The organism is Pseudomonas sp. NFACC43, assembly GCF_900119645.1.
GTDB lineage: Bacteria > Pseudomonadota > Gammaproteobacteria > Pseudomonadales > Pseudomonadaceae > Aquipseudomonas.
In genome coordinates this window covers 114,952-131,405 of the sequence record NZ_FPKK01000006.1, presented here as the reverse complement: position 1 = coordinate 131,405, position 16,454 = coordinate 114,952, and the positions used below count along the sequence as shown (strand labels likewise).

Annotated in this window: 16 protein-coding genes; 6 read left to right on the top strand and 10 right to left on the bottom strand. The window is 60.7% G+C overall.

Annotated elements, in window-relative coordinates; genetic code table 11:
- Positions 1-30: 30 nt before the first annotated feature.
- The gene (locus BT179_RS12525) at positions 31-1,317 is read right to left on the bottom strand and encodes a murein hydrolase activator EnvC family protein (protein ID WP_072397920.1); all 1,287 of its coding nucleotides are present in this window, start codon (positions 1,315-1,317) and stop codon (positions 31-33) included.
- A 218-nt stretch (positions 1,318-1,535) separates the two neighbouring features.
- Positions 1,536-3,065, bottom strand: a complete 1,530-nt coding sequence (gpmI, locus tag BT179_RS12520) for a 2,3-bisphosphoglycerate-independent phosphoglycerate mutase (RefSeq protein WP_072431682.1) — start codon at positions 3,063-3,065, stop codon at positions 1,536-1,538.
- Between the two features lie 151 nt (positions 3,066-3,216).
- On the opposite strand from gpmI, the gene BT179_RS12515 reads away from it, so the two are divergent.
- From BT179_RS12515 to secB, 3 genes are read left to right on the top strand one after another with little or no spacing between them, the layout of a single operon-like run.
- Complete coding sequence (locus BT179_RS12515) at positions 3,217-3,630, top strand: rhodanese-like domain-containing protein (RefSeq protein ID WP_072397922.1); 414 nt, start codon at positions 3,217-3,219, stop codon at positions 3,628-3,630.
- Between the two features lies 1 nt (position 3,631).
- Positions 3,632-3,886: a glutaredoxin 3 gene (gene grxC / locus BT179_RS12510; RefSeq protein ID WP_072397923.1), complete on the top strand. Its 255-nt coding sequence runs from the start codon at positions 3,632-3,634 to the stop codon at positions 3,884-3,886.
- A 38-nt stretch (positions 3,887-3,924) separates the two neighbouring features.
- Positions 3,925-4,407: a protein-export chaperone SecB gene (gene secB, locus BT179_RS12505; RefSeq protein WP_072397924.1), complete on the top strand. Its 483-nt coding sequence runs from the start codon at positions 3,925-3,927 to the stop codon at positions 4,405-4,407.
- A gap of 103 nt (positions 4,408-4,510) precedes the next feature.
- Here secB and trmL read toward each other — a convergent pair whose 3' ends face one another.
- On the bottom strand, positions 4,511-4,966 hold the full coding sequence (gene trmL / locus BT179_RS12500; protein ID WP_072431681.1) for a tRNA (uridine(34)/cytosine(34)/5-carboxymethylaminomethyluridine(34)-2'-O)-methyltransferase TrmL: 456 nt from the start codon (positions 4,964-4,966) through the stop codon (positions 4,511-4,513).
- Here trmL and BT179_RS12495 point away from each other — a divergent pair.
- Positions 4,965-5,402, top strand: coding sequence for a hypothetical protein (locus tag BT179_RS12495; RefSeq protein ID WP_072397926.1), 438 nt, complete (start codon positions 4,965-4,967; stop codon positions 5,400-5,402). The two genes, trmL and BT179_RS12495, sit on opposite strands and share 2 nt — an antisense overlap.
- Positions 5,403-5,919: 517 nt before the next feature.
- Here BT179_RS12495 and ntrC read toward each other — a convergent pair.
- The 6 genes from ntrC to glnA all read right to left on the bottom strand — a co-directional run bounded on the left by ntrC (position 5,920) and on the right by glnA (position 11,988).
- Entirely contained in the window at positions 5,920-7,356 is a 1,437-nt protein-coding gene (gene ntrC / locus BT179_RS12490; RefSeq protein WP_072397927.1) for a nitrogen regulation protein NR(I), read from the bottom strand.
- Positions 7,353-8,438 carry a nitrogen regulation protein NR(II) gene (gene glnL, locus BT179_RS12485; RefSeq protein WP_072397928.1) on the bottom strand — a complete coding sequence of 362 codons (1,086 nt, stop codon included), beginning with the start codon at positions 8,436-8,438 and terminating at the stop codon, positions 7,353-7,355. The genes ntrC and glnL overlap by 4 nt, the downstream gene beginning before the upstream one ends.
- 231 nt (positions 8,439-8,669) lie before the next feature.
- Positions 8,670-9,290 (bottom strand): DUF4124 domain-containing protein, encoded by a 621-nt coding sequence (locus BT179_RS12480; RefSeq protein WP_072397929.1) that lies wholly within the window; start codon positions 9,288-9,290, stop codon positions 8,670-8,672.
- Positions 9,287-9,805: a DUF4124 domain-containing protein gene (locus BT179_RS12475; RefSeq protein ID WP_072397930.1), complete on the bottom strand. Its 519-nt coding sequence runs from the start codon at positions 9,803-9,805 to the stop codon at positions 9,287-9,289. Before BT179_RS12475 ends, BT179_RS12480 begins: the two co-directional genes overlap by 4 nt.
- A gap of 104 nt (positions 9,806-9,909) precedes the next feature.
- Complete coding sequence (locus BT179_RS12470) at positions 9,910-10,464, bottom strand: chorismate mutase (protein ID WP_072398016.1); 555 nt, start codon at positions 10,462-10,464, stop codon at positions 9,910-9,912.
- Positions 10,465-10,581: 117 nt separating this feature from the next.
- Entirely contained in the window at positions 10,582-11,988 is a 1,407-nt protein-coding gene (glnA, locus tag BT179_RS12465; RefSeq protein ID WP_072397931.1) for a type I glutamate--ammonia ligase, read from the bottom strand.
- A gap of 327 nt (positions 11,989-12,315) precedes the next feature.
- Here glnA and thiI point away from each other — a divergent pair, with 327 nt between their 5' ends.
- Together thiI and typA are read left to right on the top strand one after the other, a co-directional pair.
- Entirely contained in the window at positions 12,316-13,770 is a 1,455-nt protein-coding gene (gene thiI, locus BT179_RS12455; protein WP_072397932.1) for a tRNA uracil 4-sulfurtransferase ThiI, read from the top strand.
- 138 nt (positions 13,771-13,908) lie between these two features.
- Positions 13,909-15,729: a translational GTPase TypA gene (gene typA, locus BT179_RS12450; RefSeq protein WP_053147843.1), complete on the top strand. Its 1,821-nt coding sequence runs from the start codon at positions 13,909-13,911 to the stop codon at positions 15,727-15,729.
- Positions 15,730-15,873: 144 nt separating this feature from the next.
- Here typA and BT179_RS12445 read toward each other — a convergent pair whose 3' ends face one another.
- On the bottom strand, positions 15,874-16,311 hold the full coding sequence (locus BT179_RS12445; RefSeq protein ID WP_072398017.1) for a YkgJ family cysteine cluster protein: 438 nt from the start codon (positions 16,309-16,311) through the stop codon (positions 15,874-15,876).
- Between the last annotated feature and the right edge of the window lie 143 nt (positions 16,312-16,454).

Sequence of the window (16,454 nt, the reverse complement as noted above, 5' to 3'; positions counted from 1 at the left end):
CGAACGAACTCCTTAATTGGATGGGCACGCTTATCCTTGCGCACGACACCATTGGGCCGGGTCACTGGGGCGACCCTGCTGACGAATAGCGAAATACAGTGCCGGCGTATCCTGCCCACCACTGTTGCCGACCGTGGAAATGGACTCGCCGGCTTTTACCACATCGCCGGCGCTCTTGAGCAGCGTCTGGTTGTGGCCATACAGGCTCAGGTACCCATTGCCGTGATCCAGGATCACCAGCAGGCCGGCACCGCGCAGCCAATCGGCGAACACCACGCGTCCACCGTGGACGGCGTGTACCTGGCTGCCGGCGGAGGCGCTGATCATCACCCCGTCCCACTTGGTACGGGTGTCGTCACCGCGGGTTTCACCAAAGCGTGCAAGCAATCGACCATTGACCGGCCATGGAAGTTTGCCCCGGGCGGAAGCAAAAGCACCGCCGAAGGTTTCACCATCGCTGGAAACCAGTGCGCCAGGGCTTGGCCTGGCCGGTTTGCGTGGCTCATCGCTATTGTCGGCCTGGGCTTCACGCAAACGCTTTTTTTCGGCTTCCTGCTGGGCGATCAGCGCTTTCTGGCGCGCTTCTTCCGCCTCCCGAGCCTGGCGGGCCAGGGTTTCCTCGATGGTCTTCAAGACCTTGGCCAGTTCTGCCTGGTCCGCCTCGCGAGCCTTGAGCTTGCTGTCGCGGGCCTTTACGTCGTCGTTGAGCTTGGCCAGGACTGCCTGGCGTTCCTTGCGAACCTTGTCGAGCTCTTCGCGCTGGGTGTCGAGGCTGCTTTTCTGCACCAGCAACTGGGCCTGCTGCAGTTCGATGTCCTTTTCGACATTGGCCAGTTGGCGCAGGGTCTCGTTGAAGCTCTTGAGTTGCTCCAGGCGCGCCTGGCTCAGGTAGTCGTAATAGGTGAGGGTGCGGGCGAATTTCTCGGGATTCTGCTGGTTGAGCAGCAGCTTGAGGTACTCCTGACGGCCGTTCTGATAAGCCGCCCGGGCCTGGATGGCGATCAGCTTCTGCTGTTCAGTGCGCGCGCTCTGGAGTTTTTTTTTCTCTCCATCGAGTCGCTGCAGCTCGGATTCGCTTTTCTTCAGCTCTTTCTGCAGGGCCTCGACCTGCTTCTCCAGCTTGCCCATTTCCGTTTCAGTGCCGCGCAGGTCTTTCTGCACGCTGGATTTTTCTTCCTGCAACTTGCCCAGCAGCTTTTTCAGCTCGGCGATGTCCTGACGCGTTGCCTCCAACTGTTGTTGGGTTTGCGCGCGTTCATCGGCGAAAGCCGGTTGGAGCAGGCAGGTCAGAGCGAGGGCTATCAGGACGCGAAGCATAGGGGCGGAAGGCACCAGGGAAAGGGACGGCCTAGTATGCCCGCCCCACGCTGCAAAAAAAACGCCCATTTGGGGCTGTGTGATAACTGGCCTGCAAAAGACCAAGAGACCCTCTGTGGGAGCGAGCCTGCTCGCGATGAGGCCATAACGTCCGACATAAATGTTGACTGGTACATCGCCATCGCGAGCAGGCTCGCTCCCACATGGATGTGGATCGATCAGACCAGGATCGAAGTCCCGGTCATCTCTGCCGGTTTTTCCATGCCCAACAGCATCAGCATGGTCGGCGCCACGTCAGCCAGTACGCCACCCTCGCGGACCTTGAAGTCGCGCTTGCCGACATAGATGAACGGCACCGGCTCGGTGGTGTGGGCGGTGTGGGCCTGACCGGTGGATTCGTCGGACATCTGCTCGACGTTACCGTGGTCGGCCGTGATCAGCGCTTCGCCGCCGACCTTTTCCAGGGCATCTACGATGCGACCGACACAGGTGTCCAGGCACTCTACGGCCTTGACCGCCGCCTCGAAGACGCCGCTGTGGCCGACCATGTCGCCGTTGGCGTAGTTGACCACGATCACGTCGTAGCGCTGGTTTTCAATGGCGTCGACGATGCGGTCGGTCACCTCCGGAGCGCTCATCTCCGGTTGCAGGTCGTAGGTGGCGACTTTCGGCGACGGGATCAGGATGCGCTCTTCGCCCGGGAAGGGTTCTTCGCGGCCGCCGGAGAAAAAGAACGTCACGTGGGCGTATTTCTCGGTTTCGGCGATGCGCAGCTGAGTCTTGCCGTTTTTCGCCAGGTAATCGCCCAGCACGTTTTCCAGGCTGCCGGCGGCGAATGCCGACGGTGCGGGAATGCTGGCGGCGTATTGGGTCAGCATCACGAAGCCGGCCAGTTTCGGCTGGCGGGGGCGTTCGAATTCCTTGAAGTCGTCCTCGACGAATACGCGGGTCAGCTCACGGGCCCGGTCAGCGCGGAAGTTCATGAAGACCACGGCGTCGCCGTCTTCGACCCTGACCGGTTCGCCGATCACGGTGGCCTTGACGAATTCGTCGCTTTCACCGCGCTCATAGGCGGCCTGCAGGCCTTGCTGGGCGGTGGCGGCGCTGAATTGGGCATTGCCATCGACGATCAGGTTATAGGCCTGGGCCACGCGATCCCAACGGTTGTCGCGATCCATGGCGTAGTAGCGGCCGACGATACTGGCGATGCGGCCCTTGCCGAGGGTCTGGAAGGTGTTGTCCAGCAGCTCGATCGACGAGGCGGCGCTTTTCGGCGGGGTGTCGCGGCCATCGAGGAACGCGTGCAGGTAAATGTGCTGGGCACCGCGCCGGGAGGCCAGTTCGGCCATGGCAATCAGGTGGTCCTGGTGGCTGTGTACGCCACCGTCGGACAGCAGGCCCATGAAATGCACGGCCTTGCCGGCTGCCACGGCTTTGTCCACGGCGGCGCAGATGGTCGGGTTCTCGAAGAACTCGCCGTCGCGGATCGCTTTGGTCACCCGGGTGAAGTCCTGGTACACCACGCGGCCGGCGCCAAGGTTCATGTGGCCCACCTCGGAGTTGCCCATCTGCCCGTCCGGCAGGCCGACGTCCATGCCGCTACCGGAGATCAGGCCGTTCGGCACGGTGGCCCACAGACGGTCCAGCACAGGCTTTCTGGCCGCATAAACGGCGTTGGATTCGTGGCTGTCACTGTGACCGAAGCCGTCGAGAATCATCAGGACCAAAGGTTTAGGCGTGGTAGTCATGGAATCCACTCGTGGCTGTTGAAAGAAGACGATGCAAAAGGGACGGGCAGTTTAAAGGTAAGTTCCGATGGCGTCACCGCCGGGCGGGGTTTGGCGGGCCTTGAGTGCTGTGTATACTGGCCGACATTTTAACGCCCTGGAACCTCCTTCGATGGTTGCTCACCTGATTCAATTTGCCACTAACCACTACATTCTTGTCGGCATCTTCGTCGTACTGCTGGCGTTGCTGATCGCTCATACGATGCAGGGCGGCGGCCGCAGCCTGAGCACCGGCGAGCTGACCGCGCTGGTCAACAAGGATGCGGGCGTGGTGGTGGATATCCGTCCGGGCAAGGAGTTTGCCGCCGGTCACATTGTCGGCGCGCTGAACATTCCCCACGACAAACTGACCACGCGTATCAGCGAGCTGGAAAAGCACAAGGCCAAGACCATCATCCTGGTCGACGCAATGGGCCAGACGGCCGGCACCCACGCTCGCGAACTGATGAAATCCGGCTTCACCGCCGCCAAGCTGTCCGGTGGCGTGGCGAGCTGGAAAGCCGACAACCTGCCCCTGGTGAAGTGAGATGACCCACGTCGTTGTCTATTCCAGCGATTACTGCCCCTATTGCTCCAGAGCCAAGTTCCTGCTCCAGAACAAAGGCGTGGCTTTCGAAGAGATCAAGGTCGACGGCAAGCCGCAACTGCGCGCCGAAATGACCCAGAAGGCCGGACGTACCTCCGTGCCGCAGATCTGGATCGGCAATACCCACGTGGGCGGTTGTGACGATCTGTACGCCCTGGAGCGCGCCGGCAAGCTCGACGCGATGCTCAAGGCCTGAATTCCCTACTAAGCACCTGAAAGTGAGAAGGATCTGCGATGACTGACCAACAGAACACAGCTGCCAGCGAAGAAGAAGCCGCACCGCAATTCTCCTTGCAGCGCATTTATGTACGCGACCTGTCCTTCGAAGCCCCGAAAAGCCCGGCAATCTTTCGCCAGCAGTGGGAGCCAAGCGTAGGCCTGGACTTGAACACCCGCCAGAAAGCCCTGGAAGAAGACTTCCACGAGGTGGTGCTGACCTTGTCGGTGACCGTCAAGAACGGCGAAGAAGTGGCGTTCATCGCTGAAGTGCAGCAGGCCGGCATCTTCCTGATCAAGAACCTGGATGCCGCTTCGATGAGCCATACCCTGGGTGCCTTCTGCCCGAACATCCTGTTCCCTTACGCTCGCGAAGCCCTGGACAGCCTGGTGACCCGTGGTTCGTTCCCGGCCCTGATGCTGGCCCCGGTGAACTTCGATGCCCTGTACGCGCAGGAATTGCAGCGCATGCAGCAGGAAGGCGACGCGACCGTTCAGTAAGCGTCCACAGCCAGGCAAAACTGTGGGAGCGAGCTTGCTCGCGATGGCACCGCCATCGCGAGCAAGCTCGCTCCCACAGGTGTTTCTGGCTGACAGAAAGGGATCAGGCGAACCCGTTCTGCCGCCATGCCTCATAAACCGCCACCGCCACGGTGTTGGACAGGTTCAGGCTGCGGCAGCCTTCGCGCATCGGCAGGCGCAGGCGTTGCTCCGCCGTCAGGGCATCCAGCACGTCGGCCGGCAGGCCACGGCTTTCCGGGCCGAACAGAAATGCATCGCCCGGGACGAAACTGGCGTCGTGGAACGGCCGCGAGCCCTTGGTGGTGAAGGCAAAGAGACGTGGCTTTCCCAGGCTTTCCAGACAACTGGCCAGGTCGGCATGACGCTGCAAGGTGGCATACTCGTGGTAGTCCAGGCCGGCGCGCCGCAGGCGTTTGTCGTCCATCTCGAAGCCCAGCGGTTCGATCAAATGCAGGTGGCAGCCACTGTTGGCGCACAGCCTGATGACGTTGCCGGTATTGGGCGGAATTTCCGGTTGAAAAAGGATGACGTGAAACATGCACGGCTCCGCAGATAAAGATGAGCGGCATTCTACGCCGCAAACCGACCGACGTTCGAAGCTAATGCCTCGGGTCATGACCTCGTTGGCGATTTTTGGCCTGATGGTTGGCTTGATGATCGGCCGCCTGACCAATCCGGAGCCCAGTGAGCTGCAGCAGGTCGAGATCATCGATGGGGCGCTGGTGGCCTGGTTCAACAACGAGCCCAAGCTGCACGGGGAAATTGTCGACGGCTCGGTGGCGTTGCTGTTCGATGCCCAAGGCCGGGCGCAGAAAGGGCAGTTGAAGCTCAACGGCAAGGACGTGAACTGGCGGGTGCGTTTGAGCGACAAGGGGTTGCTGCTGACGGTGGTGGCGGCGCGTCCGTTGCGCGCCCAGTGGGCCGGCAGCGAGGTCGATGACCGCTGGCGGCTGGAGGTCCGTCTCCAGGAATAAAAGAGGAATCCCCAGCCTGCCTGTACCAAGGACCCCAAAACGGGAGGGCTGCGATCGTGCGCGACCCCGGTGTAAAGAAGGGAAACCTTGACCTGCCTGTATCAAGGCCCCCAAAACGGTGGGCTCTCTGAGCCCGGATAAAATGGGGAATCCCCGGCCTGCCTGTACCAAGGTCCCCGAAACTGGGTGTTGCTTGAGTTATTGCAGGGGGCGTGCCAGTTTAAATGGCTTGTCACAAAAAACCTGCTGAAGCCACTCAAAGCCCCGGATTACGGGGCTTTTGCTTCCGTGTGGGCTGTTCTTCCGGAATCGAATCGGGTGATTCGGGCTGGCGCAGCGTGCGCACTTGCGGTTCATGGTGCATTGGTGCGGTGCATGGTGCCTTCAAGAGCATCGCGAGCAGGCTCGCCCCCACAAGGTCCGGTGGTGTTCACGAGCTCGCGAACACTGGAAATCCATCGTGGAGGCGAGGCTGCTCGCGATTAATCCTTGCGCTCAGCCAATAGCAAGGCTTCGATCAGCCTTCTTCGCCGTCATCATCGTCCCCGCCATCCACTTTCATCCCCAATTCCTTGATCTTGCGAGTCAAGGTATTGCGGCCCCAGCCCAGGAGCACGGCGGCGTCGCGGCGGCGGCCAGCCGTATGCTTGAGGGCGGTTTCGATCATGATGCGCTCGAAGCTCGGCACGGCGCTGTCCAGCAGGCTCGACTGGCCACGGGTCAAGGCCTGGTCGGCCCATTGGCGCAGTGCCTGTTCCCAGTTGGTCACCGGTGCCGAGTCCTGTGGCAGGCTCAACAGTTCCGGTGGCAGGTCACCGATGTGCACTTCGCGCCCCGAGGCCATCACTGTGATCCAGCGGCAGGTGTTCTCCAACTGGCGAACGTTGCCAGGCCATGGCAGGTTCTTGAGGTATTCCTCGGTCTCGTTTTTCAGCAGCTTGGGTTCCACAGCCAGTTCCTGGGCCGCGCGGCTGAGGAAGTGCCTGGCCAGGGTCGGGATGTCTTCGCGACGATCCGCCAGGCGTGGAATGTGGATGCGAATCACGTTCAGGCGGTGGAACAGGTCTTCACGGAATTTTCCGGCGTGGACCAGGGTTTCCAGGTTCTGGTGGGTCGCGGCGATGATGCGCACATCCACCTTGACCGGCGTATGGCCGCCCACCCGATAGAATTCGCCGTCCGCCAGTACCCGCAGCAGGCGGGTCTGGGTGTCGGCCGGCATGTCGCCGATCTCGTCGAGGAACAGCGTGCCGCCGTCGGCTTGCTCGAAGCGCCCGCGACGAAGGTTCGCCGCGCCGGTGAATGCGCCTTTCTCATGACCGAACAGTTCGGACTCCATCAGGTCCTTGGGAATCGCCGCCATGTTCAGTGCGATGAACGGCGAGGCCGCCCGCGGGCTGTGGCGATGCAGGGCGTGGGCCACCAGTTCCTTACCGGTGCCCGATTCGCCATTGATCAGCACGGTGATGTTGGAATGGCTCAGGCGTCCGATGGCGCGGAAGACCTCCTGCATCGCCGGCGCTTCGCCGATGATTTCCGGCGTGCGGGCCAGGGCCGGTACTTCTTCCAGGCCCTGTTGTTCCTGGGCGTGCTGGTTGGCGCGCTTGACCAGCGAAACGGCCTCATCGACGTCGAACGGCTTGGGCAGGTATTCGAAGGCACCACCCTGGTAGGAGGCCACCGCGCTGTCCAGGTCCGAATGGGCGGTCATGATGATCACCGGCAGTCGCGGGTGCTGTTCGCGAATGCGGGCCAGCAGGTCCAGGCCACTGGCGCCGGGCATGCGGATGTCGGAGATGATGACGTCCGGCTGCTGACGGGCCAGGCGGCTCATCACCCCATCGGCGCTGTCGAAGCTCTGGGTGGTCATGCCTTCCTGTTGCAAGGCTTTTTCCAGGACCCAGCGGATAGAACGGTCGTCATCGACGATCCACACGGTTTCACTACGGCTCATGTCGATGTGGCTCCTTGTTCCAGTGGCAGGAAGATCGAAAAGGTGGTGTGGCCGGGATGGCTCTCACACTCGATCAGGCCCTGATGCTGACTGATGATGTTCTGGGTAATGGCCAGGCCCAGCCCGGTACCGTCCGGGCGGCCGCTGACCATGGGAAAGAAGATGGTTTCCTGCAGCTCGGCGGGGATGCCCGGGCCGTTGTCGATGATTTCGATCTTGGTCACCAGGCGATGGCGCACATGGCCGATGGTGAACTGGCGCATGGCTCGGGTACGCAGGCTGATGCGGCCCAGGCGCAGCTCGTTCTGGCTGCTGATGGCCTGCATTGCATTGCGCACGATATTCAGCACGGCCTGGATCATTTGTTCGCGGTCGATCAGGACATCGGGAATGCTTGGGTCATAGTCGCGCACCAGTGTGATGCAGCCTTGGCTTTCGGCTTCCACCAGGCTGCCGACGCGCTCCAGCACTTCGTGGACGTTGCACATCGCCAGGGAGGGCAGCTTGTTGGAACCGAGCATGCGATCGACAAGGTTTCGCAGGCGGTCGGCTTCCTCGATGATGACGTTGGTGTAGTCCTTGAGGCTTTCGTCCGGCAGTTCCCGGGACAGCAACTGGGCTGCGCCGCGAATCCCGCCGAGCGGATTCTTGATTTCATGGGCCAGGCCACGCACCAGCATCTTGCTGGTTTCCTGCTTGGACAGCTGGGCTTCTTCCTTGGTGATACGCAACAGGCGATCACGGGGATGGACTTCCAGCAGCAACAAGGTCGCGCCGTTGTTCAGGATCGGCGTCACCGCGTAGTCCACGGTCAGTGTCTGTCCAGTCAATGCGGTGAGCATCGCTTCGCGCTTGGTGAACGGGTGAGCCTGTTCCACGGCCTGGCGCAGGGAATTGAGCGCCTCGGCGGATTCGGTGAACAGCTCGCTGATGAACTGCCCATGGCTGCGCTGGCCGCTGACAGCCAGGAGCATCTCCGCCGCCGGATTCATGTACTCGAGGCGCAGTTCGGCATCGAGCAGGATGGTCGCGGTGGTGAGATTGTCGAGTAGCAAGCGGTGTAAGGCGTCGCTAATGGTCATCAGGACCTCTTTTGAAGCGTAGCAAGCACGCGAATGACGCGCCGGTAACGGGAAAATGCAAAAAACAAACCAAGGCTCCGAAAAGAAGCGTTTAGAGCCTGAAACGGCTTTTTTGCGCCCGATTGCGTGGCGTTCTGCCAGTTTTTCCGGGTACTTTCGAACCAAAATGGGTGGGAGCCTGGGTAAAGGTGCAACGTATTGCACCAATATAGTGCGCAAGCCTTGGCAATGTTAGAAAAACGGCAGGATGCTGATTTCTTCCTTGGGCTTGTCGGCGAGGGGGCATTCGGGGCGCTGGCCATAGTCGGCCTTGGCGCAGGGTTTGATTCGACGTTTCTGCGCCAGGGACGTGCGCTGCATATGGAAGGGCTGGTTGGCGGTGCGTTCGACGATACGATCCTGCTCATCGAGGATTTCCACCGCCAGGTGATGAGTGCCTCGATCGATGTTGCTCAACGCGAACACCGGACTTGGCCCGGGTTCGCCAGTGGGTTGGCCGTCGAGCAGAAGGCGATAGCGGTGACCCTTTTTCAGTCCCGGCTCGCTTGTAGCCGTGACGATCAACTCTCCGGCGGTGCTGCGGATGGTGGCATCCGGTTCGGGAATCAGTAGGCGCAGCATCTCGTAGTGAAACAGCGGCTTTGGCGGCTCTTGCGACACCGCCGCCGGCGCCGTGCTGGAGGGTGGGGGTGGTATCCGGTTGCCGGGAGGCAGCTGGACCTTCTTCGCGTTGCCGGGTCGCGGCTGATCGGTGAAGACCCGATTCCCTTGCGCATCGATATAGGTGTAGACCTGCGCGAGCCCAGGCAGGGTGACCAGAGCGAGGCCTGCGGCGAGCGCCCAGCGGATCATGGCAGGTGCACCCGCTGTACCGTGAAGGTGACGGTGTCGCTCTGTTGCACGAGGCGCTCCCCGTCGATGACCTGGACCGCCAGGCTGTGCTCGCCTCGGTCGATATTCACCAGTTGCAGGCGCGGTACGTTCGTTGGCTGGCCGTAGGGCTGGCCGTCCAGCAGCAACCGGAACAGATGAGGGCTTTGCAGGCGCGGTCGGGCCCGGACGCCCACGGTGAAGGTGCCGTTGTTGGCACGCAGGGCTTCTTCGGTGGGGATGTCGGTCAGCTCCAGCACTTCGTAGGCCTGGCCAGGTTCCTCCCGCTCTGGGACGGGTGTCGGTGTGTCCGGGCTGGCGGGCGGCTGGCGTTCGATACTGTTGAGCGGCGCCAGCTCCACCGTCTGGGCCGGAATGCCTTGGGGCGGCTGGTTGCTGTAGGCGGTGTTGCCATTGGCATCGGTGTACTTGTAGATCTGTGCGGCGGCAGGCAACGCCAACAGCAAGAACAGGATGATTGAAAAACCACGCCCCATAAGATCGACCGAAAACTGAAAGTATTGAGTTGCAGCATAGGTCAGGGAGGGGCATTGGCCCAAGTTGTTGCGCGCGACCTCCTGTGGGATCGGTGTCGTTTGTCTTAGGTTTTCGGGGCGATGCACAGCTGCGCGGTCGCGCGGATCAGGGCGAGTCGTTGCACGGGATGCTGCTTGTTGTGGTGGGTGGCGCGGGCCAGCCATTGCGGGCACTGCGGGTCGGTGCGGTAGGGGGCGAAGTCGGCCAGTTGCTGCAACAGGCGTTTCTGCAGGCGGTCGAGCTGCGGGCGGATCTGTCCCGCCAGGTCCGGGCGCGGAAGGTCCGGGGCCTTGCCTTCCAGGGTCCAGTCGGACAAATCGATGTATTGCACCAGTTTGTTGGCTTCTATCTGGGCGGCAAAAAACGCTTCCACGGTCTCGCCCGACAGCTTGTAGGCCGGTGCCTGGGCGACGGCGGCGGCAATGACTTCGCGCTCGCGTTGGCGATCTTCCACAGGCTTGCCGCTGTCCCATTTGCTCAAGGCTACCTGGTTGGCGATGGCCAGACGCTCGCCGATGGTATTGAGCAAGGGGGTGAGGGCATCGGGGGCGGCGGCTTCGACGGCGCTGGCGGACAGCGCGGCTGACAGGGCAAGGCACAATGTGACGCGGGAGGTCATGGCAGTCTCGTCTTCTGTGGGCGGCGGATCATCATGCACGTAATTGGCGCCCATAAAAAAGGCCTTCCGAAGAAGGCCTCTTTTTCACTTCACGCCGCGTGTCGCGACGCTACCGGATCAGCAGCTGTAGTACAGCTCATACTCCAGTGGGTGTACGAAGGTGCGAACCTTGATTTCTTCTTCGCTCTTCAGTGCGATGTAGGCGTCGATGAAGTCATCGCTGAATACGCCGCCCTTGGTCAGGAACGCACGGCCCTTGTCCAGTTCTTCCAGGGCTTCTTTCAGGCTGCCGCAAACCTGTGGGATTTCCTTGGCCTCTTCAGGCGGCAGGTCATACAGGTTTTTGTCAGCGGCATCGCCAGGGTGGATCTTGTTCTGGATACCGTCCAGGCCGGCCATCATCAGAGCGGCGAAGGCCAGGTATGGGTTGGCAGCCGGATCCGGGAAGCGCGCTTCGATACGACGGGCTTTAGGGCTGTTGACGTAAGGAATACGGATCGAGGCGGAACGGTTGCGAGCCGAGTAGGCCAGCATTACCGGGGCTTCGAAGCCTGGTACCAGACGCTTGTAGGAGTTGGTCGACGGGTTGGTGAAGCCGTTCAGGGCCTTACCGTGCTTGATGATGCCGCCGATGAAGTACAGGGCGGTGTCCGACAGACCGGCATAGCCTTCGCCTGCGAAGGTGTTCTTGCCGTCCTTGGAGATCGACATGTGCACGTGCATGCCCGAACCGTTGTCGCCGTACAGAGGCTTCGGCATGAAGGTCGCGGTGCGGCCATAGGCGTCGGCAACGTTGTGTACGCAGTACTTCAGGGTCTGGACTTCGTCAGCCTTCTTCACCAGCGTGTTGAACTTCACGCCGATTTCGTTCTGGCCGGCAGTTGCCACTTCGTGGTGGTGAACTTCGACGGTCTGGCCCATTTCTTCCAGTGCGTTGCACATGGAGGTACGGATTTCGTGGTCGTGGTCGAACGGTGGAACCGGGAAGTAGCCGCCCTTGATGCCTGGACGGTGGCCTTTGTTGCCGCCTTCCACGTCCTGGTCGGTCATCCACGAACCCTGTTCGGAGAAGATCTTGAACATGGAGCCGGAGATGTCGGACTTGAACTTGACCGAGTCGAAGATGAAGAACTCAGGCTCAGGACCGAAGAATGCGGTGTCGCCGATGCCGGTGGACTTCAGGTATTCCTCGGCGCGGTGGGCGATGGCGCGTGGGTCGCGGTCATAACCTTGCATGGTCGAAGGTTCGATGATGTCGCAGACCAGGATCAGGGTCGGCTCTTCGGTGAATGGGTCCAGGACCGCGGTTTCGTCGTCCGGCATCAGGATCATGTCGGACGCTTCGATGCCTTTCCAGCCAGAGATGGAGGAGCCGTCGAACATCTTGCCGATTTCGAAGAAATCGTCATCCAGCGCATCACGGGCCGGCATGGTCACGTGATGTTGAGTGCCTTTGGTGTCAGTGAAGCGCAGATCAATCCACTTGACGTCATGATCTTTGATGAGTTGAACCGACTTCGACATATGTCCTCCGGGTGGCTTCGGGCGGTAATGGTGTGCCCTGAATATGGGTGATGCCGGCGCGAATACTCGGCCAAGGCAACCTGCCTCACAAGGGAGCAAATTGCATGCCAGTGCCCCAGCATGGGTTTTTTGCACCAAACCCACGCTTTCAGAGCCCTTTAATAGTAGATTGTCGGACAATAGCGCACCGTAATGTTGCGCTTTGTGATGCGAGCGACCCGTTTTGGTGCAGTGAAAACCATCTGCATATTAACTGGTTAAACCTTGAGCAATTTCCGCTATAATCCGCGCCCCCCTTTTTCGGCTGGCCGTTCGCGCGCTGTTTTCATGAAACTAATCGTCAAAGTCTTCCCCGAGATCACCATCAAGAGCCGCCCGGTCCGGACGCGTTTCATCCGCCAGCTGGCCAAGAACATTCGCGCCGTGCTCCGTGATCTGGACCCGGTCGTGGTGGTGAACGGCGTGTGGGACAATCTCGAGCTGGAAACCCGCGTCAGCGAGCCCCGGATCCTTAAGGAGATGACCGAACGCCTGAGCTGCATGCCAGGCATCGCGCATTTCCTGCAGGTGGACGAATATCCCCTGGGGGATTTCGACGACATCGTCGCCAAGTGCAAGCTCCACTACGGCGATGCGTTGGCCGGCAAGATCTTCTCGGTGCGCTGCAAGCGTGCCGGCAAGCACCCGTTCAGCTCGATGGACGTGGAGAAGTACGTCGGTAGCCGTCTGCGCCAGCAGTGCGGCGCTGCCGGTATTTCACTCAAAGAACCGCAGGTCGAAGTGCGTATCGAGATTCGCGACCAGCGGTTGTTCGTGATCCATAGCCAGCACGACAGTATTGGCGGCTATCCGTTGGGGGCGCTGGAACAGACGCTGGTCCTGATGTCCGGCGGCTTCGATTCCACCGTGGCGGCCTACCAGATCATGCGTCGCGGGTTGATGAGCCATTTCTGTTTCTTCAACCTCGGCGGGCGTGCCCATGAACTGGGCGTGATGGAAGTGGCGCACTTCATCTGGAAGAAGTACGGCAGCTCCCAACGCGTGCTATTTGTGAGCGTTCCGTTCGAGGAAGTCCTGGGCGAAATTCTCGGCAAAGTCGATAACAGTCATATGGGCGTCATTTTGAAGCGTATGATGTTGCGTGCCGCGTCCAGCATCGCCGACCGGCTGCATATCGATGCGCTGGTCACCGGCGAGGCGATTTCCCAGGTGTCGAGCCAGACGCTGCCGAACCTGTCGGTCATCGACTGTGTCACCGAGAAACTCGTGCTGCGCCCACTGATCGCCAGCCACAAGCAGGACATCATCGACACGGCCACCGCCATCGGCACCGCCGAATTTGCCCGGCACATGCCGGAGTACTGCGGGGTCATCTCGGTCAATCCGAAGACGGCCGCCAAGCGCGGGCGCGTGGAGCACGAAGAAAAAGAATTCGACATGGCGGTACTCGAGCGTGCGCTCGAAAACGCCAGGCTGGTTCCCATCGATCGGGTGATCGACGAATTGGGCCAGGACCTCCAGGTTGAAGAAGTCGGCGAAGCGCTGGCCGGTCAGATCGTCATCGACATCCGTCACCCGGATGAAGCTGAGGATGACCCGCTGAGCGTCGCCGGCGTCGAGGTAAAAACGATGCCGTTCTATGCAGTGAACGCGCGTTTCAAGGAACTGGACCCTACTCGCCAGTACCTGTTGTATTGCGGCAAAGGCGTGATGAGTCGCCTGCATGCTCACCATTTGCTCAGTGAGGGGCATGCCAATGTGCGCGTTTATCGACCGAGCTAAGTGCCCGGGGCTGTTTGCCTGTGGCCTGCGTCACCGGCCCCCCGACGCCGCCGACAGGCTGTAACGGCTTTGTCGGACTCAACGTAAATCGCTGCCACGACCTGTCAGCACACCGAATCCTCTGATCGAGATACACAAGTGATCGAAAATCTACGCAACATCGCCATCATCGCCCACGTTGACCATGGTAAGACCACCCTGGTAGACAAACTCTTGCGTCAATCCGGCACCCTGGAGCGCAACGAGCTCAACGACGAGCGCGTGATGGACTCCAACGACCAGGAAAAAGAGCGCGGTATTACCATCCTGGCGAAAAACACCGCCATCAACTGGAACGGTTACCACATCAACATCGTGGACACCCCCGGTCACGCCGACTTCGGTGGTGAAGTAGAGCGCGTCATGTCCATGGTCGACTCCGTGCTGCTGCTGGTGGACGCCCAGGACGGCCCTATGCCGCAAACCCGTTTCGTGACCAAGAAGGCCTTCGAAGCCGGTCTGAAGCCGATCGTCGTGATCAACAAGGTCGACCGTCCGGGCGCGCGTCCTGACTGGGTACTGGACCAGATCTTCGATCTGTTCGACAACCTGGGTGCCACCGACGAACAACTGGACTTCCAGGTCGTCTACGCCTCGGCCCTGAACGGCATCGCCGGCCTGGACCACACCGCCATGGCCGAAGACATGACCCCGCTGTACCAGTCGATCGTCGACAACGTCCCGGCGCCTGCCGTTGACCGTGACGGTCCGTTCCAGATGCAGATCTCGGCCCTGGACTACAACAGCTTCCTGGGTGTGATCGGCGTCGGTCGTATCGCCCGCGGTCGCATCAAGCCGAACACTCCGGTGGTGGCGATCGATGTCGACGGCAAGAAGCGCAACGGCCGTATCCTCAAGCTGATGGGTCACCACGGCCTGCACCGTGTGGACGTCGAAGAAGCCGCTGCCGGCGACATCGTCTGCATCAGCGGTTTCGAAGAGCTGTTCATCTCCGATACCCTGTGCGATCCAAACGCTGTCGAGGCGATGAAGCCACTGACCGTCGACGAGCCGACCGTTTCCATGACCTTCCAGGTCAACGACTCGCCATTCTGCGGCAAGGAAGGCAAGTTCGTGACCTCCCGCAACATCAAGGAGCGTCTGGACAAGGAGCTGCTCTACAACGTTGCACTGCGCGTTGAAGAAGGCGACTCGGCCGACAAGTTCAAGGTGTCCGGTCGCGGTGAACTGCACCTCTCGGTACTGATCGAAACCATGCGTCGCGAAGGCTTCGAAATGGCCGTAGGCCGTCCGGAAGTGATCATTCGTGTCGTTGACGGCGTCAAGCAGGAACCGTTCGAAAACGTCACCATCGACATCCCTGAGGAATCCCAGGGCAAGGTCATGGAAGAGATGGGCCTGCGTAAGGGCGACCTGACCAACATGTCCCCGGATGGCAAGGGCCGTGTACGTCTGGAATACAACATCCCGGCTCGTGGCCTGATCGGTTTCCGCAACCAGTTCCTGACCCTGACCAACGGTGCGGGCATCCTGACCTCGATCTTCGATCGCTACGACACCATGAAGTCCGGCCACATGTCCGGCCGTCAGAACGGTGTACTGGTATCGGTCGAGACCGGCAAGGCGCTGACCTACTCCCTGGAAACCCTCCAGGCGCGTGGCAAGCTGTTCGTCGAGCACGGCCAGGAAATCTACAACGGCCAGATCGTCGGTCTGAACAGCCGTGACAACGACCTGGGCGTCAACCCTACCAAGGGCAAGAAGCTCGACAACATGCGTGCTTCGGGCAAGGACGAAACCATCGCCCTGGTTCCACCTGTTCGCTTCACCCTGGAACAGGCCCTGGAATTCATCCAGGACGACGAACTGTGCGAAGTGACGCCGAAGTCGATTCGTCTGCGCAAGAAGATCCTGGACGAAGGCGAGCGTACCCGCGCTGCCAAGAAAGCCAAGGCTTGATCGTCTAGCCCAGGCTGAATGAAAAACGCCCCCGGTCGTGAGATCGGGGGCGTTTTTTTGTGCCCGGGATTTGTGGGATGCCTTGAGAGCCCTATCGCGAGCTTGCTCGCGATAGCGGCGGCTCAGGCGCCACAAACTGCCAGATCAAAAGCGATCCAGCGTCCGCGGATTGCGCTCGCGCTCCACTTCCTTGGGTTTGTAGGCGCAATAGCCCGGCCGTGGCCCAATTCGCGGATGGTTGCGGCAGGTGTCCGGGCGCTTCTCGTAAATGGTGCACAAGCGGCTTTTACGGTCCAGATACAGGCAATCGTTGTTGCTCATGCGCTGGAGCGTGAAAATCTCGGACTTCTGGTTGTAGCGCTCGACGATCCCTTCCTTTTGCAGGCGCTTGGCGATGTTCTTCGGTGGGTCGCCCAGTTCGAACTCATCGACGATGCCGATCCGGATCAGGTCCTTGATCTTGACCTCGACCGGTAGTGTGCAGCAGCTCGACACGCAGGAACCGCACATCGGGGCTGAATACCGGGCCCAGGTATCGAGTCGGTCGATCTCCGCGGCGGCGATCAGGTTGGGCTTCATCATCAGGGTGTACCAGCATGCGTCAGGGCGCGCGATCATACCGGGACTGGTGAAATTTTGAACGACCATCCGCCGTTTTTTTTTCGATTTCAAGAAACCCTTCCGACAGCGGCACGGCCCCTGCATTCATTCGTCCATCCGGCAGT